21 protein-coding genes, 3 tRNA genes and 1 pseudogene are annotated in these 24,701 nt (G+C 60.8%); 18 read left to right on the top strand and 7 right to left on the bottom strand.

Annotation, left to right across the window (positions count from 1 at the left end; all coding sequences use genetic code 11):
- The first annotated feature begins 13 nt into the window (after positions 1-13).
- From serS to HMPREF1484_RS02055, 13 genes and pseudogenes are all read left to right on the top strand, one after another.
- Positions 14-1,273: a serine--tRNA ligase gene (gene serS / locus HMPREF1484_RS02120; protein WP_016663370.1), complete on the top strand. Its 1,260-nt coding sequence runs from the start codon at positions 14-16 to the stop codon at positions 1,271-1,273.
- On the top strand, positions 1,270-2,148 hold the full coding sequence (locus HMPREF1484_RS02115; RefSeq protein ID WP_016663369.1) for an HAD-IIB family hydrolase: 879 nt from the start codon (positions 1,270-1,272) through the stop codon (positions 2,146-2,148). Before serS ends, HMPREF1484_RS02115 begins: the two co-directional genes overlap by 4 nt.
- Before the next feature lie 59 nt (positions 2,149-2,207).
- A tRNA-Ser gene (locus tag HMPREF1484_RS02110) sits at positions 2,208-2,295 on the top strand.
- Between the two features lie 134 nt (positions 2,296-2,429).
- Positions 2,430-2,909: a peroxiredoxin gene (locus HMPREF1484_RS02105; protein ID WP_016663368.1), complete on the top strand. Its 480-nt coding sequence runs from the start codon at positions 2,430-2,432 to the stop codon at positions 2,907-2,909.
- A gap of 158 nt (positions 2,910-3,067) precedes the next feature.
- Positions 3,068-3,724, top strand: a complete 657-nt coding sequence (locus HMPREF1484_RS02100) for a hypothetical protein (RefSeq protein ID WP_016663367.1) — start codon at positions 3,068-3,070, stop codon at positions 3,722-3,724.
- Between the two features lie 267 nt (positions 3,725-3,991).
- Positions 3,992-4,723 (top strand): hypothetical protein, encoded by a 732-nt coding sequence (locus tag HMPREF1484_RS11450; RefSeq protein ID WP_016663366.1) that lies wholly within the window; start codon positions 3,992-3,994, stop codon positions 4,721-4,723.
- 431 nt (positions 4,724-5,154) lie between these two features.
- Complete coding sequence (locus tag HMPREF1484_RS02090; protein WP_147594868.1) at positions 5,155-5,532, top strand: hypothetical protein; 378 nt, start codon at positions 5,155-5,157, stop codon at positions 5,530-5,532.
- A gap of 102 nt (positions 5,533-5,634) precedes the next feature.
- Positions 5,635-6,366, top strand: a complete 732-nt coding sequence (locus HMPREF1484_RS02085; RefSeq protein WP_016663364.1) for a hypothetical protein — start codon at positions 5,635-5,637, stop codon at positions 6,364-6,366.
- A 97-nt stretch (positions 6,367-6,463) separates the two neighbouring features.
- The gene (locus HMPREF1484_RS11445; protein ID WP_016663363.1) at positions 6,464-7,210 is read left to right on the top strand and encodes a hypothetical protein; all 747 of its coding nucleotides are present in this window, start codon (positions 6,464-6,466) and stop codon (positions 7,208-7,210) included.
- Positions 7,211-7,299: 89 nt separating this feature from the next.
- Positions 7,300-7,389, top strand: a tRNA-Ser gene (locus tag HMPREF1484_RS02075).
- Positions 7,390-7,708: 319 nt separating this feature from the next.
- Entirely contained in the window at positions 7,709-10,510 is a 2,802-nt protein-coding gene (gene ppc, locus HMPREF1484_RS02070; protein WP_051120677.1) for a phosphoenolpyruvate carboxylase, read from the top strand.
- A gap of 298 nt (positions 10,511-10,808) precedes the next feature.
- Positions 10,809-12,025 (top strand): IS3 family transposase gene (locus tag HMPREF1484_RS02060; protein ID WP_096883315.1). Its coding sequence is split into 2 segments (ribosomal slippage): positions 10,809-11,070 and positions 11,070-12,025, totalling 1,218 coding nucleotides; the frame shifts between segments, so codons are not numbered across the junction.
- A 74-nt stretch (positions 12,026-12,099) separates the two neighbouring features.
- Positions 12,100-13,288, top strand: a pseudogene (locus HMPREF1484_RS02055) (IS3 family transposase); the annotation flags it as partial.
- An 82-nt stretch (positions 13,289-13,370) separates the two neighbouring features.
- On the opposite strand, the gene HMPREF1484_RS02050 reads toward HMPREF1484_RS02055, so the two are convergent.
- Positions 13,371-14,276 carry a formate/nitrite transporter family protein gene (locus tag HMPREF1484_RS02050; protein ID WP_016663357.1) on the bottom strand — a complete coding sequence of 302 codons (906 nt, stop codon included), beginning with the start codon at positions 14,274-14,276 and terminating at the stop codon, positions 13,371-13,373.
- A 101-nt stretch (positions 14,277-14,377) separates the two neighbouring features.
- Entirely contained in the window at positions 14,378-16,636 is a 2,259-nt protein-coding gene (locus HMPREF1484_RS02045) for an HAD-IB family hydrolase (RefSeq protein WP_016663356.1), read from the bottom strand.
- 83 nt (positions 16,637-16,719) lie between these two features.
- Here HMPREF1484_RS02045 and HMPREF1484_RS02040 point away from each other — a divergent pair, with 83 nt between their 5' ends.
- Genes HMPREF1484_RS02040 through HMPREF1484_RS02030 form a run of 3 tightly spaced genes read left to right on the top strand, consistent with a single transcriptional unit; the run spans position 16,720 to position 19,945 of the window.
- Positions 16,720-17,538 (top strand): SDR family oxidoreductase, encoded by an 819-nt coding sequence (locus tag HMPREF1484_RS02040; RefSeq protein ID WP_016663355.1) that lies wholly within the window; start codon positions 16,720-16,722, stop codon positions 17,536-17,538.
- The gene (locus HMPREF1484_RS02035) at positions 17,535-18,245 is read left to right on the top strand and encodes a lysophospholipid acyltransferase family protein (RefSeq protein WP_016663354.1); all 711 of its coding nucleotides are present in this window, start codon (positions 17,535-17,537) and stop codon (positions 18,243-18,245) included. The genes HMPREF1484_RS02040 and HMPREF1484_RS02035 overlap by 4 nt, the downstream gene beginning before the upstream one ends.
- Positions 18,242-19,945, top strand: coding sequence for an FAD-binding oxidoreductase (locus tag HMPREF1484_RS02030; protein WP_016663353.1), 1,704 nt, complete (start codon positions 18,242-18,244; stop codon positions 19,943-19,945). Before HMPREF1484_RS02035 ends, HMPREF1484_RS02030 begins: the two co-directional genes overlap by 4 nt.
- Before the next feature lie 343 nt (positions 19,946-20,288).
- Here HMPREF1484_RS02030 and HMPREF1484_RS02025 read toward each other — a convergent pair.
- The 5 genes from HMPREF1484_RS02025 to HMPREF1484_RS02005 form a co-directional block, all read right to left on the bottom strand.
- A tRNA-Arg gene (locus tag HMPREF1484_RS02025) sits at positions 20,289-20,364 on the bottom strand.
- Positions 20,365-20,487: 123 nt separating this feature from the next.
- Complete coding sequence (locus tag HMPREF1484_RS02020) at positions 20,488-21,489, bottom strand: hypothetical protein (protein ID WP_016663352.1); 1,002 nt, start codon at positions 21,487-21,489, stop codon at positions 20,488-20,490.
- A 55-nt stretch (positions 21,490-21,544) separates the two neighbouring features.
- On the bottom strand, positions 21,545-22,393 hold the full coding sequence (locus HMPREF1484_RS02015; protein WP_016663351.1) for a hypothetical protein: 849 nt from the start codon (positions 22,391-22,393) through the stop codon (positions 21,545-21,547).
- Between the two features lie 59 nt (positions 22,394-22,452).
- Entirely contained in the window at positions 22,453-23,283 is an 831-nt protein-coding gene (locus tag HMPREF1484_RS02010; protein ID WP_016663350.1) for an SGNH/GDSL hydrolase family protein, read from the bottom strand.
- 1 nt (position 23,284) lies between these two features.
- Positions 23,285-23,596, bottom strand: a complete 312-nt coding sequence (locus HMPREF1484_RS02005; RefSeq protein ID WP_016663349.1) for a cell division protein CrgA — start codon at positions 23,594-23,596, stop codon at positions 23,285-23,287.
- 199 nt (positions 23,597-23,795) lie between these two features.
- On the opposite strand from HMPREF1484_RS02005, the gene HMPREF1484_RS02000 reads away from it, so the two are divergent.
- Entirely contained in the window at positions 23,796-24,491 is a 696-nt protein-coding gene (locus HMPREF1484_RS02000; protein WP_016663348.1) for a class E sortase, read from the top strand.
- On the top strand, positions 24,491-24,670 hold the full coding sequence (locus tag HMPREF1484_RS01995; protein WP_016663347.1) for a hypothetical protein: 180 nt from the start codon (positions 24,491-24,493) through the stop codon (positions 24,668-24,670). Before HMPREF1484_RS02000 ends, HMPREF1484_RS01995 begins: the two co-directional genes overlap by 1 nt.
- The last annotated feature ends 31 nt before the right edge of the window (positions 24,671-24,701 follow it).

Here is a 24,701-nt window from a genome sequence, read left to right as displayed (position 1 = left end):
TACCCTGGAAAACATGATCGATCTGCGATTGCTCCGTGAGAACCCTGAACGCGTGCGCGAGGCCCAAAAAGCGCGGCGCCGCGACCCCAAAACCGTCGACGCCGTGCTTGAAGCCGATCAGGCCTGGCGCGAGGCCACGCAGTCTTTCGAGTCGCTGCGTGCCGAACAGAAAACCTTCGGAAAGAAGGTCGCCCAGGCCAAGGGCGAGGAAAAGCAGGCCCTCGTCGCCGAAGCGAAAGAGCTGAGCCAGAAGGTCAAGGACCTCGAGCAGCGCGCGAGTGAAGCGGAAGAGGCTCGTGAAAAGGCGCTGCGCGCGATCCCCAATATTGCGGAAGGCGCTCCCGAGGGGCTCGAAGAGGACTTTGAGGTCCGCGAAACCCACGGGGATATCCCGAACTTCGACTTCGACGTGCGGGACCACCTCGACATCGCCGAAAAACTCAGGGCGATCGACATGCAGCGCGGCGCGAAGGTTTCCGGCTCGCGTTTCTACTTCCTCACCGGGGTGGGTGCGCAACTTGAGCTCGCGATTCTCAATGCCGCACTCGACAAGGCAACCCGTGCGGGCTTCACGCCCGTCATCACGCCCACCCTCGTCCTACCTGAAACGATGGATGGCACCGGCTTCCTCGGTGAACACGCCGATGAGGTCTACCACCTCGACAAGGACGACGACCTCTACCTCGTCGGCACGAGCGAGGTCGCGCTCGCGGGCTATCACCGCGACGAAGTTCTCGACCTCGACAATGGGCCCCTGCGCTACGCCGGGTGGAGCGCGTGCTACCGCCGCGAAGCTGGGAGCTATGGCAAGGACACGCGCGGCATCATCCGCGTCCACCAGTTCCACAAGGTCGAGATGTTCTCGTACTGCAAGCTCGAGGACTCCTACGAGGAACACGAGAGGCTCCTCGACATGGAGCGCGAGATGATGGCGCTCATCGATGTGCCCTACCGCGTGATCGATACCGCCGCTGGTGATCTCGGCACATCCGCAGCCCGCAAGTTTGACTGCGAAGCATGGGTGCCGAGCCAAAACACGTACCGCGAGCTCACGTCCACGTCGAACTGCACGCAGTTCCAGGCGCGCCGCCTCAACATCCGCGAGCGGGTGGACGGGGCGCTGCGCCCGGTCGCAACCCTCAACGGCACTCTTGGCACGACCCGCTTCATCGTCGCGCTGCTCGAGAATCACCAGCAGGCCGACGGCAGCGTCGTGGTTCCCGAGGGGCTGCGTCCCTACCTTGGTGGCCGCGAAATCTTCGAGGTTCGATGAGTCCCGCGCGTAGCACCAAGGGCTTTGACGAGGCGCACCTTCGCGCTCTGCTCGAGCCTCTCGCGGGGCACCGAGCCCTGATTGGCCTCGACGTGGACGGTACCCTCGTTGACCACGCCGGCATCATGGACCCGCGGGTGAAGAAGGCGCTTCACGCGGTGCGCGAAGCCGGCCACCACATCGTGATCGCGACGGGCCGCTCGCTCAACACGACCCTCCCGATCGTGCGTGTGGCGGGCGTGTCAGACGGCTGGTCGGTGAGCGCGAACGGTGCCGTGACCACGAAAATCACCGGGGCCGGCGACGACGACTACGAGATTGTCGAGACCGTTACTTTTGACCCCGAGCCCGCGCTACGCGCGATGTATCAGGCCGTCCCCACGGCGCGATTCGCGATTGAGAGGGCGAGCGGTGGCTTCATAGGGACCGAAAGCTTCGACGATCTCGACTTCGGCATCCAAGCGGAGCCGGCGAGTATCGAGGAGCTTTTCGGGGCGAAAGAGGTCGTGCGCGTCGTCGTGACAGCACCCGATATTCCCCTCGATGAGTTCGCGCGGATCGTCGAGCGCGCCGGCGTGAGCGGCTGTGAATACGCCGTGGGCTGGTCGAGCTGGCTCGACATGTCAGCGCCCGGCACGACGAAGGCCAGTGCGCTTGAAGCGTTGCGCGAGCGCCTTGGCGTGGATCCCGAGCACACCGTGACAGTTGGGGATGGCTCGAACGATGTGGAAATGCTCGACTGGGCAGCCGTCGGCGTGGCAATGGGCCAGGCGAGCGAGCGCGTGAAGTCGTACGCCGACGCCGAGACCCTCAGCATTGACGACCACGGCGCAGAACTAGTGCTGCGCCACCTTCTCTCTGCTGACCCTCGCTAGTTTTCTCCAGCCCGATAGCGCGTCGGGTAGGATGTACGGGCGCCTCGCAAACGGCGCAAGGAGAGTTGACAGAGCGGCCGAATGTGGCGGTCTTGAAAACCGCTGTGCAGCAACCCTGCACCAAGGGTTCAAATCCCTTACTCTCCGCACTAGAGCGCATGGGCTTGCCGTGTGCCGTTCCCCGTCTTCGACGTGCTTGGCGCGCCGGAGGCGGGGTTTTGTATTCCCTGCCGCGTATATACGTACGATCGAGAGAGTCGAGCCCCACTAAGGAGACAAGCATGAACATCAAACTCGCTCCGGGCGATAAGGCCCCCGACTTCGACCTCCCGCTCGCCGGTGGTGGCCGAATCACGCTCGCTGACCTTGCCGGCGACAGTGCCCTCATCTGGTTCTACCCTGCCGCCGGAACCTCGCTGTGCACACGTCAGGCACGCGATCTTCGAGATCATGCCGAAGAACTCACTGCGAATGGTGCGCGTATTCTCGGCATTTCCCCCGACCCGATTGAGAAGGTCGAGGAATTCGTGGAAAAAGAAAATCTTCCTTTTGCGATGGCCGCAGATGAGGACCATGCCGTCATGGAGGCGTACGGCGCTTGGGGCGAGAAAAACATGTACGGGGTGAAGAAAATGGGCGTGATCCGCTCGAGCTTCGTCATCGATGCTCATGGGGTGCTCACCGCAGTGAAGTATCGCGTTGGCACCCCGAAACACGTGGAGTTTGTGCGCAATGCTCTGAACCTCGATGCGCAAATGTGACGGCTCTCCATAAAGCTGAGAATGCACGGAAATAGGGGATGCTAGGTTTGTCCGCGTTCCTTTGTGGATCTCGAGAGCGTCACGAATGTGGACCTCAAGGGCTCTGCGAGGGGCGAGACTCATGGGCCGCTGGCCCTGACCAACACGAAAGGTTGACGATGTCTACTTTCATGCGTAAGAACCGTTCGATCTCCATCATCGCCGCTGCCGGCGTGCTCGCTTTCGGCCTCGCGGGCTGTGGCGCCTCCAACGACGCGAAGAAGGATGATTCCGCTTCGAAGGAGACCACGACCGCTTCAGAGACCAAGGAAGACTCGACGTCGAGCGAGAGCTCAGCCTCGGCCTCGGATTCGGGCGAGAGCACGGATTCCGGCAGCGGCGTTGTCACGGGAGACGACGTCGCTTCGAGCGTTCACGGGACGCCCGTAGAGCTTGACGAAACCCCCTTCACGGAAGAAGACAAGAAGAAGGGCGCACAGGTCGTGGCCGACTTCTTCACCAGTTCGCTCGATAAGAAGTTCGAAGATGCGTGCACGAACATGGTGGCGAGGAACGGGGGCGCCTACGAGCGCATGGATACCCCTGAGATCCGCGAACAGTGCGCTGCTCAGAACGAGCGAGTCCTCTCCAGCCAGGGCATCACCGAGGATCAGGCTGAGCAGATTAAGCAGGTGATGAAGCCCGAAAACCTTGAGATCCAGCCGAACGAGGACGGTACTGCCAAGGTTTTGTTCCAGGGCCAGGATCTCGGCATCTCGCTCCTCAAGGTGAAGGGCGCGGGTCCGCTCGTCGACATGAGGAATCTGTCTTCCTGATTCTCTCCATGGTTCGGGTCGGTCACCCGTGCTGAGGTGAGAGAAGAGTCAAGCCTGGGTGGCTCGGTAGTGTCGTCTACCGAGCCACCTTCGCTTTTTAACGGCGACAGTTCGAAATGTGGGAGTGGTCGTTGTCTTCTCGCAAGAGGTTGCGCAGGCTGAAAATACTGTGTGTGTCTCTCGAGGAAGATGCAGAAACGGGCGTTACCTTGGTCGCATCATAGGTGTGGGAAGCGCACTCACAGACGCACCGGAAGAAAGGCGATCATGTCCGCAACACTACGCACCGCTCGTGCACTCTACGCCGCCGCAGCCGCGGGATTGCTTATTTTGGGTGCCGCCGGTTGCGGTGCCGTCAATGAAACAAAGAAAGAATCCGCGTCTGCATCGCCGTCCGCAGAAACCTCGTCGCCAGCGCCTACGACATCGGCTAGTGAATTGCCCGAGCCAACTGAAAAACCGGCGACCCAGGGTGGTACGGAAAACCCGACGACCCAGGGTGGCACGGACTCGAAACCCGCACCTCCCAGTGACGGCGGTGGAGTCGCTCCGGGCTCAGGCACCGGCGGGATTGGGAGTGGTGGCCTTGCAGGTCTAGGCGAGCCTGTCGAGATTGATCCCACGCCCCTCACCGATCAGGAAAAGGAGCAGGGGAAACAGATGATGGCCGACCTTCTCGTGGCAATCACCACGGGTGGGGATTTCAGTTCGCTCTGCGACACCACCGTATTCAAGGAGCCTGACGGATCGATGCGTCGCATGGATACTACGCCCGAGTTGCGCGAGAAGTGTGTTCAAGCCATGGACAGTTTTTCGGGTCAGAACCAAGGTGGTAGCGGCGTGACCGAGGAACAAGCCAGATCGATGTTTGATCCTGCCACTTATGAGCTAAAAGATAACGGTGATGGCACCTTTGCCCTGACAATGGCTGGCCAACCCCTCGGTTTCAACATTCTGAAGATTAAGGATGGCGGCGTTCGCCTCGCAGTCGCCCAGTAGTAGTTTTGCGCGGTGAGCTCGACGAAATAGTAGCGAAGGAGAACCAGATGAGAGTTGCGAATCGTATTTCTCGAACCATCGCAGTAGCAGTCGCGACTAGCGCACTGGCCGCAAGCGTCGCGTCGTGCGGAGCTCTGAATGAAGAGGGGAGAGAAGAAAAGGGGGCGAGCGAGCCCTCAGCCTCGTCGAGCGCCCCTGGGCATGATGAAAGTCCGTCAGCGACACCAGCCAGCCCCTCGGTGTCCAACGGGGGTGAGAATCCGGGTGCGAATGACCCCGGAGCCGCTACTCCCGATGCTCAGCAGCCGCCTGTGGCTCCGGGCGGGAACCAAACGCCGGCAGCACCCGGAGGGAACCAATCTCAACCGAGCCCCGGGGGTACCGGAGGTATCGACTCGTTCGAGGACATCCCCGAGAGTGCTAAGGCGAAATTGGATCCCACACCACTCACGCAAGAAGAGATGCAGCGTGGCCTGCAGCTTCCGCAGGAGATGATGACCAAAATGGTAGCGGGGGATGCTGCCGGAGTCTGCGACATGATGGTGCTGAGTAAGGATGGCACTCTTGTGCGATTCGATGTGCCGGAGCTCCGGGAGCAATGTGCCGCTCAGCTTCAAACCGGCATAGATTCCTCCTCTATGAAGAGCATGACGCGGGAACAGGTGAAAGAAGCTTCTGACCCGAAGCACTTCGAGCTTCACGATAATGGGGACGGCACAGCTACCTTCGCACGCGACGGCAAGCCGAGCCCAACGAAGCTTGCCCGGCTTGACGACGGCAGCCTTCGCCTTTTGGTCGATAATTTCTAGCTCGTTCCTCTCTGTTTCGGGAGCTGCTGGCTCTCGAAACAGACTCCTTTTAGAGCGGGAAATGGCAAAACCAAGCGACTTAATCCATATGAAAGGTTGACGATGTTTGCTCTTCCTTGCAAGATCCGTTCGCTGTGCACGATTGCCGCCGCTGGCGCGCTTATTCTTGGTCTTGCAGGCTGTGGCGATACCAAGGAGCCGGGAGCGAGCGATCCAACCTCGGAAGCAATAACGTCTCCGGCCGAAACCACCGCAGAGACGACGCCCACGCATAATGATGCCGCCTCCGACGGGGGTGGCGCGGGTCCCACCACACTCGAGCGGAGCGACTCAACAACCGAGCCTGACGAGGACGAGTCGCCTGGCGGCGGTGAGGTACATCCGGACGATGAACAGCCAACGGCGGATGAAGTTGGACCCCTCGAGAACCTTCCCGCGAGCGCCAAGGCCATGGTTGATCCCACGCCCCTCACCGAGGATGAGTTAAAACGCGGTCGCGACCTTCCCGCCGAGCTCGTGCGTCGTGTCCTCGATGGCAAGTATGAAGAGGCTTGCGGGTTGCTCGTTGCGGAGGAGGGAGGCAAGATGTTGCGCCTTGATGTTCCAGAACTACAGAAGGCTTGCATACTGCCTCTCAGGGAGAGCGTGGAAGGGCCTCAGGGTGACAGGGAAAGTGCAGAGGAAGCGCTTGGGGAAGCCAGCCCAGAGCGTATGACTCTCCGCGACGGGCACGACGGGACAGCCGAATTTCTTGTGGATGGAAGTCCCATAGGTATGACGCTTGTGAGGCTCGATGACGGCAGTCTGCGCTTGGTTGCCAGGGGCCTGCTGTAACTCGCGTCGACTTTGCGCAATTCACGTGACCGGCCAATTGGCGGTGATGTTGAAGATTCGAAGTCCTCAAACCCCACACCGCCACGGAGGCGCATTCATGAATCTCATCCGCACACGACGCCCCCTTGCCGTTTTTTTCGCGGCGACTCTCACGGCAGCCAGCCTCGCCGGGTGCGGGGCCCTCACTTCCTCCAAAGATGAGGGCAACCCGTCGAATTCCGCAACTGCGTCAAGCGCGCAACCGTCGGACTCCGCGAGCCCCGCACCCACAACCGCACCGTTGCCCGGTCCAACAACTTCGGCACCGGCGCCCGCGAACCCCGGCACGAGCGGTGGCCCGGCACCCCAGCCGGGGACTCCCACCACCGCTCCGCCTGCCCCGGAGCCGACCACAGCCCCTCCGAATCCGGCGCCCGCGCCCGGACCGGCGCCTGCTCCGGGGCCGCAGGATCCGGGCAGCGGTGGGGGAGCGACCCTCATGCCGAGCCGCACTCCCTTCACCGAGGAGGAAAAGCAGGAGGCGGTCAAGATCACCATCCTGTACGCGCAAGCGCGCATAGATTCGAACTGGGCCGTCGCGTGTGAACTCGCGGCTGCCGAGTCTAACGGCGGCTATTTCGTGCTCGAAAACCAGGTGGAGAAAAACGCGTGCGTGAGGGCGGCGAGCCAGCAAGTTGCGCCGATGGACCCCAATAAGGCGAACGCAATGCGCGAGGCGCTCAACGGTGCCGCCTTCACAGTCGAGGAACGTGGCGACGGTACAGCCGCCGTCAAGAGCGAAGAACTCGGTATGGGCTTCAACGTCGTCAAGCTTGAAGGCAAGGGTATTTACATCAAACCTTGAGGATGACGCCGGCGCAATGTGGGACGCGCCGCGAAAGATTTGAGCAGCACGAGGAAGTTCGGTAGGCTGACTCAGCGCCTTGCGCGCAAGGAGACGTGGCAGAGTGGCCGAATGCGCTCCCCTGCTAAGGGAGTAGGCGGTGTAGAGCCGCCTCGGAGGTTCAAATCCTCTCGTCTCCGCAGATAGGATGTTCCCCCGCCCGCTTTAAAGCGGGTGGGGGAATCTCTTTTAACCTTTGCCGCGTTGATTTTCCACGTGGCGTCGCACAGGTAACGAATGCGCTGGAGTGCCTCGTACCACTCGCTGCAATGCGTGGCGGATGCGGTTCAACCCCTGGATGCAGGTGGGACGCGTGTGGGAGTAGACTGGCCCCGGCTCATTCGGCGCTGATGGGGGACCGCGAGCGCCACGCCGGTGTTTTCGGTTCGCCACGGGTGCCACCCGCTTCCAAACGAGAGGTTTCAGGTGCGCGAACAGCACGACGATAGCCTTCACAACGTGCCCACGTTGACGGCCGAATTCCCGGTGGTGGGTGATGACCCGCTTATCGACGCCCCCTTGCGCGCGACCGTGCGTCGGCTTTCCACGCTCCTCGGTGAAACGCTCGCCGACCAGCACGGGCAAGAACTGCTCGACCTGGTTGAGGAGGTGCGTCAGCTTGCGAAGCAATCGAAGCAGTCGAAATCGGCCGAGGATACGATGCGCGTGCAGCGCCGCCTCGCGGAACTGCCGATCGAGCAGGCGACAGAGCTCACGCGTGCGTTCACCCAGTACTTCCTGCTTGCGAACGCCGCTGAGCAAACGTATCGCGTGCGCGCGCTCCAGGTGCAGGACGAAAACGACTCATGGCTCCCCCGCACGGTGAAGTCCATCGCGGAAGAGGCCGGGGTGGAGGAGCTTCAGCGCACGGTTGACGAACTCGATGTGCGCCTCGTGTTCACGGCCCATCCCACGGAAGCCTCGCGCCGCGCGGTTCTCACGAAGCTGCGCCGCGTCTCGACTCTCCTCGAGACGGATACCGAGGAAGGTTCGCGCGCCCGTAAGAAACAAGATCGCGACCTTGCGGAAACAATCGAAGCGCTCTGGCAGACCGACGAGCTGCGCCGCACGCAACCAACCCCGCAGGATGAAGCGCGCAACGCAATCTTCTACTTGCGCTCGCTCTACCTCCACACGCTCCCCGAGGTTCTCGACGCGTTGCGCCACGAGCTTCGCGACTACGGCGCTGATCTTCCCGTGCGGAAGGTTCCGCTTCGCTTTGGTTCGTGGATCGGCGGTGACCGCGACGGCAACCCATACGTGACGGCAGACGTGACCCGCGAGGTGCTCAAACTTCAGGCCGATGCCGCGATCGATATCGCAGAGGCGTTCCTCGACACGCTCACTCTCGAGCTGTCGATGAGCTCGACTCTGATCGGTGAGGATGAGCAGTTCAACGAGAGCCTAAAGAAGGATCAAGAAGCTCTCACGTTCGTGCCCGAAAAGCAGTTTGAGCTGTTCGCCCACGAGCCGTATCGCCTCAAACTCTTTTCTATGCGTGCAAAGCTCGCGGCGACACGCACACGCATCCACAGCGGTGAAGCGCACAAGCCCGGCGTCGACTATCTCACCGGCGCTGAACTCCAGGACGATTTCGAAGAACTGCGCGATTCGCTCCGCAAGCACCGCGGTGATCTCATGGCTGACGGTTCGGTTGCCCTCGTGCAGTCTGTTCTCGCTGGCAGCGGCCTTAACCTCGCGATTATGGACGTACGCGAGCACGCCGAGAAGCACCACGACCTGCTCGCGGAAATGTTTGACCGGGTAGGCGAGCTCGATAAGGCGTACGGGGAGCTCACGCGTGAAGAGCGCACGACGGTGCTCTCCTCCGAGCTTGCATCGAAGCGACCACTCGCGAGCGCGCAGCTACTCGGCGAGGAATCCCCCCTCGATCCCTCGGTGCAGAACACGTTTAACGTCTTCCGCGAAATCCGCACCGCGCACCGCACGTACGGGCCGGATGTCATCCAGACCTATATCGTTTCGATGACCCGCGGCGCCGACGACATCCTTGCCGTGGCACTGCTCGCGCGCGAGGCAGGCCTCGTGGACCTTGCGGGCGACGAACCCCGCGCAGACATCGGCTTTAGCCCGCTCCTCGAAACCGTCGAAGAGCTTCGCCACGCGGGCGAGATTCTCGATGAACTCCTCAGTGACCCGAGTTATCGCGAAATCGTGCGCCTTCGCGGCGATCGCCACGAGATCATGCTCGGATACTCCGATTCGAACAAGGAATCGGGCGTCATTACGAGCCAGTGGGAGATTCACCAGGCTCAACGACGCCTGCGTGACGTTGCCGCCAAACACAACGTGACGCTGCGTCTGTTCCACGGTCGCGGAGGTAGCGTCGGCCGCGGCGGCGGTCCCACCTACGATGCGATTCTCGCTCAGCCCTACGGCGTTCTCGAGGGCGAAATCAAGTTCACCGAACAGGGCGAGGTCATCTCCGATAAGTACATGCTGCCCGTGCTCGCACGCGAAAACCTCGATCTTTCGCTTGCAGCCGTCATGCAGGGCTCGGCCCTGCACCGAAAGCCCCGCACGAGCCCGGAAGATCTGGAGCGCTTCGGCACCGTCATGGAAAACCTTTCCGACGCCTCCTTCGCGCGCTATCGCACCCTCATTGACGATCCTGACCTGCCCGAATACTTTGTGGCGTCCACGCCCGTGGAGCAGCTCGGTGACCTGAAGATCGGCTCGCGCCCCTCGAAGCGAACGACGAGTGAGAAGGGCCTCGATGGTCTGCGCGCAATCCCGTGGGTTTTCGGCTGGACGCAGTCGCGGCAGATCGTACCCGGCTGGTTCGGCGCGGGCTCGGGCCTCAAGGCCGCTCGTGAGGCGGGCTACGAGGACGACCTCAAGGAAATGTACGAGAACTGGCATTTCTTCCGGACCGTGATCTCTAACGTGGAGATGACGCTCGCGAAGACTGACATGGGCATCGCTTCGCACTACGTGCACTCGCTCGTGCCGACGCGACTGTGGCACCTGTTCGAGACGATCCGTGAAGAGTATGAACTGACGGTCGCCGAGATCGAACGCTTGACGGGGGTGCTCGACCTTCTCGATAACTCGCCGGTGCTCAAGAGGACTCTCGAGGTGCGCGACCGCTACCTCGATCCAATCAGCTACATGCAGGTGGCGATGCTCCAGCGCGTGCGCGACGCTCACACGCGCGGGATTGAGATCAGCGAAGCTGAAAAGCGTGCGCTGCTGACGACCATCAACGGCGTCGCCGCAGGCATGAAGAACACCGGCTGATCTCGGTTTCTCGGTAGCAAAGGCGAAGGCCCGGCTCCTCGATGTGTGAACTGCTCCCCATTAGTTGGACTGAGAAATCAGTTACCGACTAGTGGGGAGTAGTTTTCGTTGAGAGCACGGAGTTCGCTGAGTGAGCATCAGCGCGAGCAGTTGGTTGGACTGTTTGAGCAAGGCATGAGCTATCAAGCCGCTGCGAATGCTCTTGGTGTCTCCAGATACGCCGTCCGTAAGCTCTTGTTGAGGTTACCCTCGTTTAGTGGACACCCTATTAGTGCGGATCTTGTGTCCGTAGGAGAGGATGTTCATTGTGAGTCAACAGCGCAAGAAGTACACGCCGGAGTATCGGCGTGAAGCCGCGAACCTGGTAATAGAGTCGCGGCGTCCGATTGCTCATGTGGCTAAGAAGATTGGTGTGTCCGCCGGGCTTTTAGGCCGGTGGGTCAAACTCGAGCGTGAGCGCCGAGGAGCATCAGATGGGATGAGCGAGGCTGATCTTCGTGCTGAGAATGCTCGTCTTCGTCGGGAGCTGGCTGAAGCCAAGATGGATAACGAGTTTTTGTCAAAAGCGACAGCCTTCTTCGCTGCGAAGCAACGCGAGCAGAAAAGTTCGAATTGATGCAGCAGGAGAAGGCGAACTACAGCATCAAGCGCATGGCACGGCTTTTAAAAGTGTCTCGGTCTGGATACTACAAATGGGCCCATACGCAGCAGAAGCGACTATCGGGCGAAGATGATCGTGCAGCATTTTACGATGATGTTGACCGCAAGATTCACCGGATTTGGAAAGACTCCGATGAGGTTTATGGTGCGCCGCGGATCACCGCAGAACTTGCCGAGCGCTACCACATTGCGCTTAACCGTAAGACTGTGGCTAAACGGATGTGCATGATGGGGATTGAGGGGATTTCACCGCGGGCCTTTGTCCCGGTGACAACGATTCAAGCTAAGCGTAAGTCCACGCTTCCTGACCTGGTCAAGCGCATGTTTGATACTGGTGAGCTCAACCGGGTGTGGATGTCAGATATTACCTACTTGCGCACCGGTGAAGGCTGGTTGTACTTGTGCGCGGTCCGCGATGGCCATTCCCGCCGGGTGCTGGGCTGGGCTATGGATAGCGTTCAAGATACTTCCCTGGTCGAGCGAGCCCTGCGGATGGCGCACACGTTGCGTGGTGACGTTCCTGATGGGCTGGTGTTTCACGCTGACCGCGGAGCTCAATTCACTAGCGAGCAGCTCTGGGAGGTTTGCCGCAGCCTGAGCATTGCTCAGTCCGTGGGGCGTACTGGTGTGTGCTTCGATAACGCGATGGCTGAGTCGTTCTGGTCGACGCTTAAAACCGAGTTCTACGACCGTAAGCGCTGGACGACCCGTGATGCTGCACGCAAGGCCGTTGCCTACTGGATTGAAGTCGTCTACAACCGTCGACGCCGACATTCCGCACTCGGTATGGTCAGCCCCGTCGACTTTGAGAACCAAATTGGTCTAATCACTAGCAGAAAAGAAATAGCTGCCTAACCACTAGGTAGCTCCACTACGTGTCCACGATTTGCGGGTAACCCCACTGTCGTCGGTTTAAGCTGCATGGCAGGCTATGTCTTGTGGAGAAACCAACTAACCAGCAGTATTCGTTCGAAATCAAGAAGGAAGTGGCCGAGCGCCACCGTGCTGGTGAGACAGCGATGGATCTTGCGCGCGAATTTGGCCTGTCATCAGAGCAGCTAGTCAGAGCGTGGTCGTGGAAATGGCGTAAAGGTGGCGATGAGGCATTAAAACCGAAGCCGAAGGGCAGACCCAAAGGCTCGGTCGCGCCGAAGCCGCTCTCGGAGGAAGAGAAGCTGCGACGCCAAATCGCACGGTTGGAAGCGGAAAACGCCTATCTAAAAAATTGCGGGACTTGAGGAATCAGGGACGCGCCTGAAAGTCCAGGCGATTGTCATCCTCAAGTCACAGCATCGTCTGCAATACCTTTTGGATGCGGCAGGCATGCCGAGATCGACGTTCTTCTACCACCAGAAACGACTCAGCGAGCCGGATAAGCACGCTGCGCTCAAAGACGCGATCCGGGAAAGCTTCGAGCGTAACAAGCATCGCTACGGCTACCGACGAGTGCTACTTGACCTGTGCAACCAGGGGTGGGTGGTCAACCACAAGCTCGTCTACAAACTCATGTGCGAGATGGGGCTTCGAGCCAAAGTCCGCCAGCGCAGGCCATGTGTTTCCTACAGCGGGACAATCAGCCACATTGCCGACAACACCCTTGGCCGCAAGTTCACCCCAGATAAGCCCAATACCGTCTTTGCCAGCGACGTCACCGAGTTCAGGGTCGCAGGCCGCAAGGTCTACCTGTCACCGGTGATGGATCTGTTCGACCGTTCAATCGTTGCCCACACCGTGGCTACATCGCCGTCGACAGCGTTGACCGCCGATTCTCTAACTCAGACGATTAACACGTGTGCGCCTGAACCTGGGTGGATGATCCACACCGATCAAGGTTTCCAGTACCAGCATTCAACCTGGCGCAACCTCATTCATGACAACGGTGGTGTTCAGTCGATGTCACGTAAAGCCAACTGTTACGACAACGCGGTCATGGAAAATTTCTTCGGACACTTGAAAAGCGAGATGTACCACGGAGAAGTCTTCGACACCGTCGCAAAGTTCAACCAGGCGATCGACGAGTACATCCAGTGGTACAACACCGAACGCATCCAACAACGACTCAAGGGTCTGACCCCGATGCAATATCGAAATCAGACCCTTGAAGCCCTAACCGCCTAGAATTAAACCAGTCCAACTTTCGGGGGCCAGTTCAGTGAGGGAACCGGGCCTTCGCCTTTAGCGTGCGAGGAACGCGCCGTTGTTACTTCGCGGCGACAGCGGCCTCGCGCTCAGCCTTGATGGCATCCTTGCGGTAGGCCACCCAGAAGTAGCAGCCGACGCACAGGGCGCCACCGATGATGTTGCCGAGGGTCACGGGGAGAAGGTTGCCGAAGATGATCTTGCCCCAGGTGATCATGTCGAAATCGGCGGCAGTCACGCCGGCGTTAGTGATGGCTTCACCGGCCCAGAAAGAATCCGCGCCGAAGGTCTTGATGAGCCAGCCCATCGGGAGCATGAACATGTTTGCGACCGAGTGCTCGAAGCCGGTGGACACGAAGATCACGAGCGGAACGACGATCGCGAGGCCCTTATCGAGGAACGAGCGACCCGCGAAGGTGAGCCATACGGCCATGCACACGAGGAAGTTACAGAGAATACCGAGCACGAAAGCATTGCCCCAGTCAAGCGAGAGCTTGCCCTTCGTAACGTTGAGGACGATGAGACCCCACGCGCTCTTGTTCGTGGCCGGGGTGTTCGCGAGGAACACGAGGATCGCGATCGTCACCGAACCGATGAAGTTCGCGACGTAGGAGAGGCCCCAGTGGCGGAACAGCTGGCCTGCCGTGATGCGCTTCGACAGGAGCGGCATGATGTTGAGCGTCGTACCCGTGAAGAGGTCAGAACCGGAGTTGATGACCATGATGAGGCCGGTCGCGAAGAACGCGCCACCGATCATTTTCGTGATGCCGAGCGGCCACTCGCCGGGAGCACCCTGCTGAGTGGTCACGAACATGATGAAGCCGAAAGCGATGTAGGCGCCGCCGGTGAGGCCGAGCCAGAAAATCTTCCAGGCCGGCATCGTGGCCTTCGCGTACATGCCGTCTTCGACCGCCTTTGCCATGGCCGGCGCAGGCGGAATATTAATCTTGTTTGCGAGGTCGTCCACGGGACGTCTCCTTTAGGGATCAGGGGTAAAGGGACCTTTGGCGCATTATGCGCCTTGGGTCTAGCCTACGCCTTCGCCCCAGCTTTAGTGGAAATTGGCGGCTATTTCCACTCGACGATTGGCCAGCGGTTCTTCTTCGCCTCGGCGTAGAGGCCCAGGTCGGGCGAGATCGCCGTGGGGTTCCCGAGCACCCCGAGCCAGGCGGCGTCGGCATGCGAATCACCGTAACCGTAGGAATGAGCGAGATCGTAGTTCCCGTTTTGCGCGTACTTCTTTAGCCAATTTGCGCGGGCTTCACCGACCACCGGGGGAGTGGCGAGATAGCCCGTGAGGACGCCGTTTTCTTCGTGCATGTGGGTTGCCACGACCTCGTCGAAGAGATCCGCGAGGGGCTCCACCAGGATGTCGAGGGCTCCCGTGATGAGGATCGTGCGGTGCCCGGCGGCGCGGTGTTCCTTGAGGCGTTCGAGTGCCTGGGCCCTAATCTGGCCGCGAACCTTCTCGCCGAGCTCACCCGCGAGAACGTCCTTGAGCTCCGCCGTGGTAAAACCGCGGTAGCGGCGCATGACGCTTCGAATGAACTCCGAGCGCGAGTGCTGCTCATTGCGCAGGTACTGGGGGAGCGCCCCCGCGAGCTTGACGACTTCCTTTGCGCCATCGGCGCTTGAACGGGTCTCCTTCACGATCGCGAGATACTGCTGCACGATGTTCTGCGCGATCACGGTGCCGTCGAGGTCAAACACGGCGAGAGCGTCGCTCGAGGCGGTCAGCTCACTCGGCTTGCGTTCGGCTCGAGCCTTGCGGGCCGCCTTTTGGCGTGAGTAGGCGTTCGTAAGCTCGGTGACAGCGGGCAGGTGGTGATCGCGGAAGTAGGAGGTCCAGTCGAGATCCGTGATGTCGAAGTCGTACCTCTCGAGGAACTCCTTGGGGAGCGATTCGCGAAGCGCGCGCGTGTTCGCGTCGTCAAAGACCATTTCGGTCTTCGTGTACGCCTTGTAGAGACCCATGAACTTCTTGAGGGTGTCGAGGGCGGAGGAGCTCTTGTGGAGCTTGCCAGCCCAGGCGCGGGTAGTGCGAGTGCCGGGGAGGCGTCCGACGGCAACCTCGGCTGCCTTGACTGCCGTGTTTGTGGCCCAGAACTTCGCCTCTACCAAATCGACCGACGGGAAGGTCCACATGGGAACCGCGATCGGCTCGCCCTTGTCGTCCGTCAGAGGGTTCTCCACGAAGTAGTCGTGGACGATGCTCACCATCTCGTGGAGGGGGAGTGGGTTCGAGTTGCCCGAGGCGACCTGGTAGTACGCCTCATCGCCCGTGCGCTCAACGTTCTGAGTTGCCAGCGCAAGGATGACACCGACGATGTGATCGACGGGGATGATGTCGAGGATCGAATCGGGCAGGCCCGGGAACTCCGAGAGCCGACCCTTGCCGTAGGCCATGATGAGCGGGTCGGCGACCTTGTACCCGTCGATCCAGCCGGGGACGGGGTGAGAGACAGCAGATTCGATGATGGCGGGACGCACGAAACTCAGGCGGTGGCCGGAATCGGCCCACATCTCTTCGCCGACGCGCTCGGCCATGGCCTTCGTGAACGTGTAAATGTCGGTCCAGCCAAGCGAGTTCGCGCGCTGGAGGCCGTAGTCCTGCAGGCGGGCGCGCACCCACGCGCGGCGAGCGTCCTCCGCGACCGAGGCGATTGCCTTCGGGCCCATCTTGCCGCTCTTCAGCTCGGCGAGGCGCAGGTTCTTCTTGATCTGTTCGGGCGTGCGCGAGAGTGCATCGACTTCGCGTGCCGCCGCAAACGCGGCGTCGTATTCTTCGCGCCAGTTCACGTCGTGCGTGAGGCGGCCTTCACGGCACAGCCCCTTGGCGAGACCGCTCACGTACGAGGTGGACACGTGAATGACGTGGGGATTCTGGCCGCCCGGCAACGTCTTCTTCGATTCGAGGAGAGCCTCATACAGGTTCTTCGCTCCACCCACATTCGTGGCGAAGGCTTCGTTAATGGGCGGGTCGAAGCTCACCGAGCTCGCCGAGTGCACAACGACATCAAACGTCCGCTCAAGCGGGGGGAGATTCGTCAGGTCACCCTCGATGACGCCGGTGCGTTCCTCGAAGGCTTTGCGCACGGCGTCTTCGCCTACGCGATCACTCCACGAGGTGAACGATGGCTTGCGCAGCAAGGTTGCAAGCCGCTTCTTACCCGTGAGCGTCCCCTTCGGGCGCACGATAGCCGTCACGCGAACCTCGGGGAAATGCTCGAGGAAAGCCTGGAGAACAGCCTGGCCCAGGAAGCCTGTCGCCCCCGTGAGAAGAACTTCGCGATACTTGGTATTTGCGCTGGTAGAGGGCACAGACATGCGGTTAAATCCTCGCGATCGAGCAATGGTGAAAGTATTGGGGCGCCCGCGTGGGCATGCGCGCCTAGTGTATCGTAGAGGCCATGCATAGGGCCCTCATCACCGGCGGCACCTCTGGTATCGGGGCCGCTTTCGCGCGCGAATTCGCCAAGCGGCGTGTCGACCTCGTGTTGGTCGCCCGCAACGCCGATCGTCTTTCGCGTTTCGCACAAGACCTCCGCAGCCGCTACGACATCGATGTTGAAGAAATGGTGTGCGATCTCGAAGTTGTCGCAGATCGCGATCGCGTCGAAGCGCGTCTGGCCCAAGAAAGCAGCGAGTACCCGGCGGTCGACATCCTCGTGAACAACGCGGGCTTCAGCGTGCGTAGTGACATCCTCGGCGAGGATCTCTCGCGTCACGACTCGGGTATCGAGGTGATGATCAGGGCCGTCCTTCACCTCTCTAACGCAGCCGGCCGCGCCATGGCTCGCCGCGGTAAAGGGTGGATCATCAACGTGAACTCCGTTTCCGGGTATCTCCCGCAAAACAACTACTCCGCGATCAAGGCGTGGGGCAATACCTACACCGAAGCGCTCGCGGTTCGTCTCGCGGGCAGCGGTGTGCAAGTGACCTCGCTCCAGCCGGGCTGGGTCCGTACCGAATTCCACCAGCGTGCGGGTATCTCCGGCTCCTCGATCCCCGATTTCCTGTGGCTCTCGCCAGAGCGTCTCGTGAGGGAGTGCCTGCAGGATGTGGCGCGCGGAAAGCTCATCTCGGTCCCCTCAAAGCGTTTTAAAGTGCTCGCTTTCCTCGCCCGGATCGCTCCCCGGAACATCATGCATTCAATCGCGGCGTGGTTCACGAAACGGCGCAACAGCGAGAAGCCGCTTTCTCAATCCGCCACGAAGGGAAGCAAGTGAGCAGGTATCACGACCCCTCCCTTTACCGCTCGACCTGGCGCGCGTATCTTCGCGCGCTGCTCGTGCGAGTCGGATTCAAGGGCGTCGTGAAGAGCGCCGTGACGCAGAAGATCGTCGTCGATCCCGCAGTGAAAAAGGTACGCGGTGCCTACCTGCTCGTCGCAAACCACTCGAGCCACCTCGATGCGCCCATGCTGGCGCAGGGCCTCCCCTTTACCCAGGGAAAATACCTCTCCACGGGCGTCGCGCGAGAGTACTTCTTTGACATTTGGTATCGCCGCATCTTCGTGCGAGCGCTCTTCAATGCCTTCCCCATCGACCGCGACGGCTCCCGCAAGCACTCGGGCATCACGCGAACACTGCTCACCGCGGGCATCCCCGTGCTTGTTTTTCCCGAGGGGACACGGTCGAAGACGGGGAAGATGGCCGAGTTCAAACCCGGCGCCGCGTCACTCGCCATCAGCGAAAACGTGCCCGTCATTCCAGCTGCACTGATCGGTGCGCATGAAGCGATGCCCAAAGGTCGCAGCTGGCCAAAGCCGGGAAGGCCCCCGGTCGGGGTCGTCTTTGGTGCGCCCCTTCGAGCTGAGGAAGGCGAGAGCGCACTCAGCTTCAACGCGAGGATTCAGGCGGCCGTCCGAACCCTAAAAACCCACAATTACGAAGCCATCATGGGAACCCAACCACCCGAGGAGCAAGCGTCATGAACAGCCCCATTTCGGCACGCGAGGTCAAACGACACAAGTGGTGGGGGTGGGGTCTTGACGACATCACCTTCCGCTGGGACAACAAGCCCGCTTTCCCCGGCTTCGCAAAGTCGAAGATCGGCATGGACCTCGAGAAGCTCACGCCGGCACCGGAGCCGCAGCTGAGCGACTACGACGTTCCCGCGAGCCGCCTTGGCGCCGAAGACCGCGCCGCTCTCGCCGGCATCGTTGGCGAAGACAACTTTCTCGATGACGACGAGTACCGCGTCGTTCACTCTTTCGGCCGCTCCGTAATCGACCTGTTCCGCGCGCGCACCGGGGACTTTGCTCGCATCGTCGACGCCGTGATCTACCCGAAGAGCGACGATGAGGTCCAGCAGATCCTCGCCTACATCGTCGACCACGACCTCGTGGCGATCCCGTACGGCGGCGGTTCCTCGATCTCCGGATCCGTCACCCCGAACGTTGATGAAAAACGCCCCATCATCACGATCAACCTCGGCCGTATGCGCGAGGTCATTTCGATCGACGATACCTCCGGCCTCGCCCGCGTTGAGGCCGGCGTGTACGGCCCCGATCTCGAAGAGCAGCTCAACGAGCTCGGTTGGACGATGGGGCACTTCCCCGACTCGTTCACCTATTCGACGCTCGGTGGCTGGGCTGCGACTCGCTCGACCGGCATGCAGTCGGATCGCTACGGCGACATTGAGGACATCGTGCGGGGTCTTAGGGTCGTGCGCCCCGACGGCATTGTCGAGACCAAGCCGATCCCCGGACGCGACTCCGGTTCGAGCATCCACGAAATGATCCTCGGTTCCGAAGGTCGTCTCGGTATCATCACGGAATGCACCGTGCGCGTGCACCGCATGGCAGAAAACCGCGTCGTCATCGCGTACATGTTCCCCGATTGGGAATCCGGCATCCGCGGCATGCACGCCATTGCCCGTAGCGAAGTCCACCCCGTGTTCACGCGCCTGAGCGATGGCCCGGAGACCGCCTTCAGCCTGTCGATGCTCAAAGAGCCCAAGGATAAAAAGGGCGAGATCACCCGCAAGGTCCAGGACACCCTTTTCGCGTATCTGCGCAAGAAGGGCTGGGACACCGAGAACGAGATGTGCATGAGCTACGTGTGCTTCGAGGGGTCGAAATCCCAGATCAGCCGCGAGCAGGCCGCAGTGAAGAAGATCGTCAAGAAGGCCGGCGGTATCACCCTCGGTGCGGGCCCCGGGGCGATCTACGATCAGAAGAAGTTCGATACCCCCTACCTTCGCGACTTCCTTCTCGGGCTCAACGTGTTCGGCGACGTCTCCGATACGGGCACGACGTGGGCACGGATTAACGAGATGCACTCGAAGGTGTACGACGCCTTCTACGCGAAGCTCGATGAGCTAGGGATTCCCGGCTTCTTCTTCTGCCACATGAGCCACAGCTACCACCAGGGTGCATGCCTGTACTTCACCTTCGCGGTGCCGTACGAGAACAACGAGGTCATGCTTGAGCAGTACACGGCGATCAAGCACGCCGTGCAGGGTGAATTCCAGAAGCACGCTGGTACGCTCTCGCACCACCACGCCGTGGGTACCGAGCACCAGCCCTGGATCGAAGAAGAGGTCGGCCCGATCGGCGTCAAGATGATGCGTGATCTCTACGAGACTCAGGACCCGGGCAAGAACCTTAACCCCGGCAAGATCGTTTCCTGACGCTTGCCTCGCGGCCATTGAAGCTGCACGAAAACGCCGCGCCTTCGCCCATACGGGGTGGGGTGCGGCGTTTCTTTGTGGGGCGATGGGGGAGGGCAAGCGTCGGATCCCGGTCCGGCACCGCGGACCCGCCATGCACATATCGCCTTGCCCGCTGGCCACCCCTCCGGCCCGGCTCACCTCTTCCGCCCGGGCTTCTCGGCCCTTTTCCTGGTCTAGGAAACTAAACCCAACGTTTGTGGCGGTATCCGGTCGCATTCCGCCACAAACGTTGGGCACAGATTCACGTATCGACGATGGAGAGCGCAAAAAGGCCCTCCACCGAAATGGAGGGCCTTTCTGCTGGCGCGCCCGGAGGGATTCGAACCCCCAACCTTCTGATCCGTAGTCAGATGCTCTATCCGTTAAGCTACGGGCGCTTTTTGTCTGTTCTCTCGAACTGACTTGTATTACTTTACTCCGGTACCGCCCGAAGTGCGAGCCGAGGGCCCGTGAGTCTAGTCACGAGCCCTCGGCTGCGATGCGCTCAGGGCGCGGAGGGGTTACTGCTTACCGAAGGTCTGGCCGGGATTGTCCTGGGGGCCCTGATTGCCAGGGTCGCCGAACGGGTTCTCCTGGAATCCCTGGTGAGGAGGCTGCTGTCCCTGCTGCGGTGCTTCGTAGCTGCCCTGCTGGGGAGCCTGGTAGCTCGGCGGCTGGGGCGCGTTCGAGGAGCCCTGCGAGGGCTGCTGGTCGAAGCTCGGCTGCTGGAAGTCGTTCGCGGAACCCTGCGAGGGCTGCTGGCCGAAGCTCTGCTGGCCCTGCGCGTAGCCCTGCTGACCCTGCTGCTGGAAGGAACCTTGCGCCGGGCTCTGGTTGAAGCCCTGCTGCGAGAAGTCTGCCTGTCCGGCACCGGACTTCTTCTTGCGCTTCATGAACACGAGGGCGCCGATGACGACCGCCGCAAGGACAAGGAGAAGAACAACAACGACCACGATGATGACGATGAGCCAGGGGAAGCTGCTGCCCTCGGCCTTGATATTGATCTCTGAGAAGTATTCTTTCGTGTCGGTGATGTGGACCTTGTTGCCGTCGATCTTGCCGACGCTAGAGTCGGTGACCTTGCCGGGGAAAACGAAGGTGAAATCGACCTTGAAGCCAGCGGCAGCTGCCTGGTCGCCAAACGAACCCTTTGAGTCTTCGTGGTAGGTGTAGGTGTCCGATTCCTCGTCGTACTTCAAGGCATCGCCCATTGGGTTCTTTTCGTCCTTCTGGCCAGAGAAGGTGCACACGACCTCGTCGTCTTTCTCCTCTAGCTTGAGATCCGGCTTGGTCTCACCAGTAAATTCCTCAAGAGCTTCATCGCCGCAGAACTGCGAGGGGGTCATGCCCACTTCCTCGAGTGAGGACTTCTTTATTGAGACGACACCCTCGAGGGTGATCTTTTCGGGGCTCTCGACGGTGACCGTCGCGTCGAGTTTGCCGCAGCCCGCAACGACGAGCATGAACGGGATGAGCATCAACGCTGCGATCTTCTTCAAAGGGTTGGCCTTTGGTGCTGTCACAGGGAACCTCTACTTTCGTGGAATCCGGAATGTGGTGGACAAATCTGTGGGTACTTCAGCGGCCTGCGGAACCGGGGCTTTGGGGGTCGCTATCGATACTGGCCTGGCCTTTGTAATGTCGAGAATCGGCGCCTTCGGGACTTCGGGAGTTTGGCTCGCGTATCTCGGGCTGCTGGCCTGGCCTACTTTGTTGCGTAGATGAGCCGTTTTGAAACGTTTGGGCGTTTGCGGCAGGGCTCTTTTTCCTTTTGCGAGCGATGACAATGAGAGCCGTGATGGCGAGAGCCGCAAAGAAGAGGAGCGCAAGTGCCACCGCGATAGTGATGACGACAATGAGCCACGGGAACCCGGGGCCCTCGGACTTGATCTCGTAGTCCGAGAGAAAACTCTCGATACTGCTGATTTGAACCTTGTTGCCGCTGATCCTGCCGACGTTCGATTCAGTAACCTTGCCTGGCATGACGATGGTGACGCTAGTCATGAAGGCGCCGAGAGAGAGCCGCTCGGCGATTTCAGGGGCAGGCATGATCCCCTTCAGTGTGTAGGTGTTCGAGTCCTTGTCGTAAGTGAGGATCTGCTTGAGCTGTTCGGGATCCTCTATCGTAGTGGTGAATTCGCACTCGAAGATGTCGCCTGTTTCGGTCAGCTTGGTCTTGAGTGTGCCTTCGAAGGCTGGTCCACCAGCACCCGTCGTATCTTTCGAGGTACAAACACCCGCGGGTTTCATGCCGTATTTTTCAAGCATCGAACTGTACCCCCGAGCAACGCCTTCGAGGACAACTTTGTCGGCGCTTTCCACTGTCATGGTTGCTTTGAGGTCCCCGCAGCCGGCGATGAGGAGGAGAAAAGGAATCACTAAGAGCGCAGCGAACTTTCTCAGGGGGTTCGACTGAGTCGTCGTCATGGGGAGACCTTGCGTGTAAAGGGACGGGCGCGGCTGTACCCTATCGCACAACCATGGTCTTATTCTTCGCCTTCCCGTGAAGCTGAGCCAGGCGGCATGCCCTCGCCGAAGACGGGGGAGGCTTCGGGGCGTTTGGGATGCACGGCATCTCCCGAGCTTTCGCCGCGGATGCGCCGCATTACCCAGGGGCCGAGGTGATCGCGCGCCCACACGAGGTCCTTTTCTGCTGCCTGGCGCCACGTGCGCTGCGGCGGGTCGTGGGGCGTAAATTCGCGGAGGTTATTCGGGACGTCGAGAACGGCGAGGACTTCGCGCGCAATCGTGTGGTGCCCAAGAGGTGAAAAATGCAGGCGGTCCTCGGCCCACATGCTTTCGTGAACGAGCTGGCGCGCAGCCCACATATCTACGACGAACGCGTTGTATCGTTTGGCGATCGTGCGCATGTTTTCGTTGTAGATCGCGGAGCGCCCACGGATGAGGTTGAGAACGGGGGTGTTGCCGACGTCGGGCCCGGTCCACAGGATGATGTCGGTGCCTGTCTCAGCGAGGCGCGCGACGGCGACGTCGATTTCGGAAGCGATCTCGTCGGGATCGCCGCGCCGGATCACGTCGTTGCCTCCCGCAAAGAAGCTCACGAGATCCGGCTTGAGATCAATCGCGGGCTCGAGCTGCTCGTCAATGATTTGTTTGTAGAGCCGGCCGCGGATCGCGAGGTTTGCGTAGGCGAAATCGGGGCATGTGCGCCCGAGCTCTTCGGCGACGCGATCTGCCCAACCGCGAACCCCTCCGGGCACGTTCGGATCGGGATCGCCGATGCCTTCCGTGAATGAGTCACCGATGGCGACGAATCGCCGCCACGGATGGAGGGGGGTGGTTGGGATGCTGCTCATGCTACCTCCAGAAGGTCAGGAGCCCGCCGCCCGCGAGAAGGATGCCGATGCCAACGGCGAGGTTCCAGTCGCCAATGGGGAGCGGGTACTGCGCGCTCGAAATGTAGTACACGACCATGTACAGGATTCCGAGGATGAGGAGAGTGACGGCGGTGGGCACGAGCCAGGCGGGGCTTGGCTTGTAGGCTTCCGCGGCGCTTTCTTGAGCGCGGCGTGAGCGGCGGGTTTCGGCCTCGGCGCGAGTCACTCGATCCCGTGCAGGCTGGTTCTGCTGGGTGGGGATAGTCGAGGAACGCCGAACTTTCTTGGCCATGGGGCACCTTTCACAACAGTCACGGATGCGCCGGGCCGCCCCGAGGGGTGGGTGCGGTGCCGGCAACGGCATATATTAGGGTACAGTGCGCGGAGGAATAGGTTGGTGTTATTCCGACGCCTGCCGATTAACCCCCTGCCGAATCGGAGACATTGTGCCTTCTTCCCGCCATAGGCGAGCGCCCGAGCGTAAACGGAGCGTGGCCTCGAGCATCATCGGTGTGCTCGGTGAACTGTTGATTACCGTCGGAGCTTTCCTCCTTCTTTTTGTTGTGTGGCAGCTGTGGTGGACGGATGTCATCGCTGACCGCGAGCATGCCGTGATCATCCAGGAGCTCCAGTCGAAGTGGGGCGGGCCTGCGCCGAAGACGGTCGCGCCACCTGAAAAGGGCGAACCGCCGAAGATCGAGAATGTCAAAGAAAACGAGGTGTGGGGGGAACTCCACGTGCCGAAGTTCGATAAGGTCACGTCTCCCATGGCCGAGGGCGTGAGCATGGAGAAGGTCCTTAATGTGATCGGCAACGGGCACTACCCCGGCACGGCCCTCCCGGGTGAAGTGGGGAACTTCGCTTTTGCGGGCCACCGTTCTACATATGGGCGTCCACTTCACGACATCGCGCGCCTTCAGCCCGGTGACCCGGTCATCGTTGAGGGGCCGAAGGCCTATTACGTGTACTACGTAACGGGATCGGAAATTGTGAAGCCGAACGATGTGCAGGTGATCGCCCCGGTTCCGAATAAGCCGGGGGAGGAGCCAACGGAACGGATGCTCACCATGACGGCGTGCCACCCCATGTATTCGGTTGCGGAGCGGTACATCACGTACGCGAAGTATGACCACTGGGTTGATCGCAGCAAGGGAATCCCGAAAGAGCTCGCGGAGGTTAAGAAGTAATGTACGGCTGGCTCTACCGGATTATTCCTGGCCCGTGGTGGGTCAAGGTCTTGGTGCTTTTGATCGTGTTCGCGGCGATTGTCGTGCTGCTCTTCGGGTGGGTGTTCCCCGTGATCGCACCGTACATGCCGTTTAACCAGGTCAACCAGGGTACGATTTCAGCGCTCGGCGCCCTGTAGCCGCGGCGTCGACAACGGCATAGGCAGTCCC

This window comes from Dermabacter sp. HFH0086, assembly GCF_000413375.1.
Taxonomy (GTDB): Bacteria; Actinomycetota; Actinomycetes; order Actinomycetales; family Dermabacteraceae; genus Dermabacter; species Dermabacter hominis.
This window is presented reverse-complemented; position numbering and strand designations above follow the sequence as displayed.

Coding starts and splice junctions, on each gene's coding strand:
- HMPREF1484_RS02105 (WP_016663368.1), top strand. CDS start 2,430: ATGAACATCAAACTCGCTCCGGGCGATAAGGCCCCCGACTTCGACCTC.
- serS (WP_016663370.1), top strand. CDS start 14: ATGATCGATCTGCGATTGCTCCGTGAGAACCCTGAACGCGTGCGCGAG.
- HMPREF1484_RS02045 (WP_016663356.1), bottom strand. CDS start 16,636: ATGTCTGTGCCCTCTACCAGCGCAAATACCAAGTATCGCGAAGTTCTT.
- HMPREF1484_RS01995 (WP_016663347.1), top strand. CDS start 24,491: ATGTACGGCTGGCTCTACCGGATTATTCCTGGCCCGTGGTGGGTCAAG.
- HMPREF1484_RS02100 (WP_016663367.1), top strand. CDS start 3,068: ATGTCTACTTTCATGCGTAAGAACCGTTCGATCTCCATCATCGCCGCT.
- HMPREF1484_RS02030 (WP_016663353.1), top strand. CDS start 18,242: ATGAACAGCCCCATTTCGGCACGCGAGGTCAAACGACACAAGTGGTGG.
- HMPREF1484_RS02085 (WP_016663364.1), top strand. CDS start 5,635: ATGTTTGCTCTTCCTTGCAAGATCCGTTCGCTGTGCACGATTGCCGCC.
- HMPREF1484_RS11450 (WP_016663366.1), top strand. CDS start 3,992: ATGTCCGCAACACTACGCACCGCTCGTGCACTCTACGCCGCCGCAGCC.
- HMPREF1484_RS11445 (WP_016663363.1), top strand. CDS start 6,464: ATGAATCTCATCCGCACACGACGCCCCCTTGCCGTTTTTTTCGCGGCG.
- HMPREF1484_RS02040 (WP_016663355.1), top strand. CDS start 16,720: ATGCATAGGGCCCTCATCACCGGCGGCACCTCTGGTATCGGGGCCGCT.
- HMPREF1484_RS02005 (WP_016663349.1), bottom strand. CDS start 23,596: ATGGCCAAGAAAGTTCGGCGTTCCTCGACTATCCCCACCCAGCAGAAC.
- HMPREF1484_RS02115 (WP_016663369.1), top strand. CDS start 1,270: ATGAGTCCCGCGCGTAGCACCAAGGGCTTTGACGAGGCGCACCTTCGC.
- HMPREF1484_RS02010 (WP_016663350.1), bottom strand. CDS start 23,283: ATGAGCAGCATCCCAACCACCCCCCTCCATCCGTGGCGGCGATTCGTC.
- HMPREF1484_RS02015 (WP_016663351.1), bottom strand. CDS start 22,393: ATGACGACGACTCAGTCGAACCCCCTGAGAAAGTTCGCTGCGCTCTTA.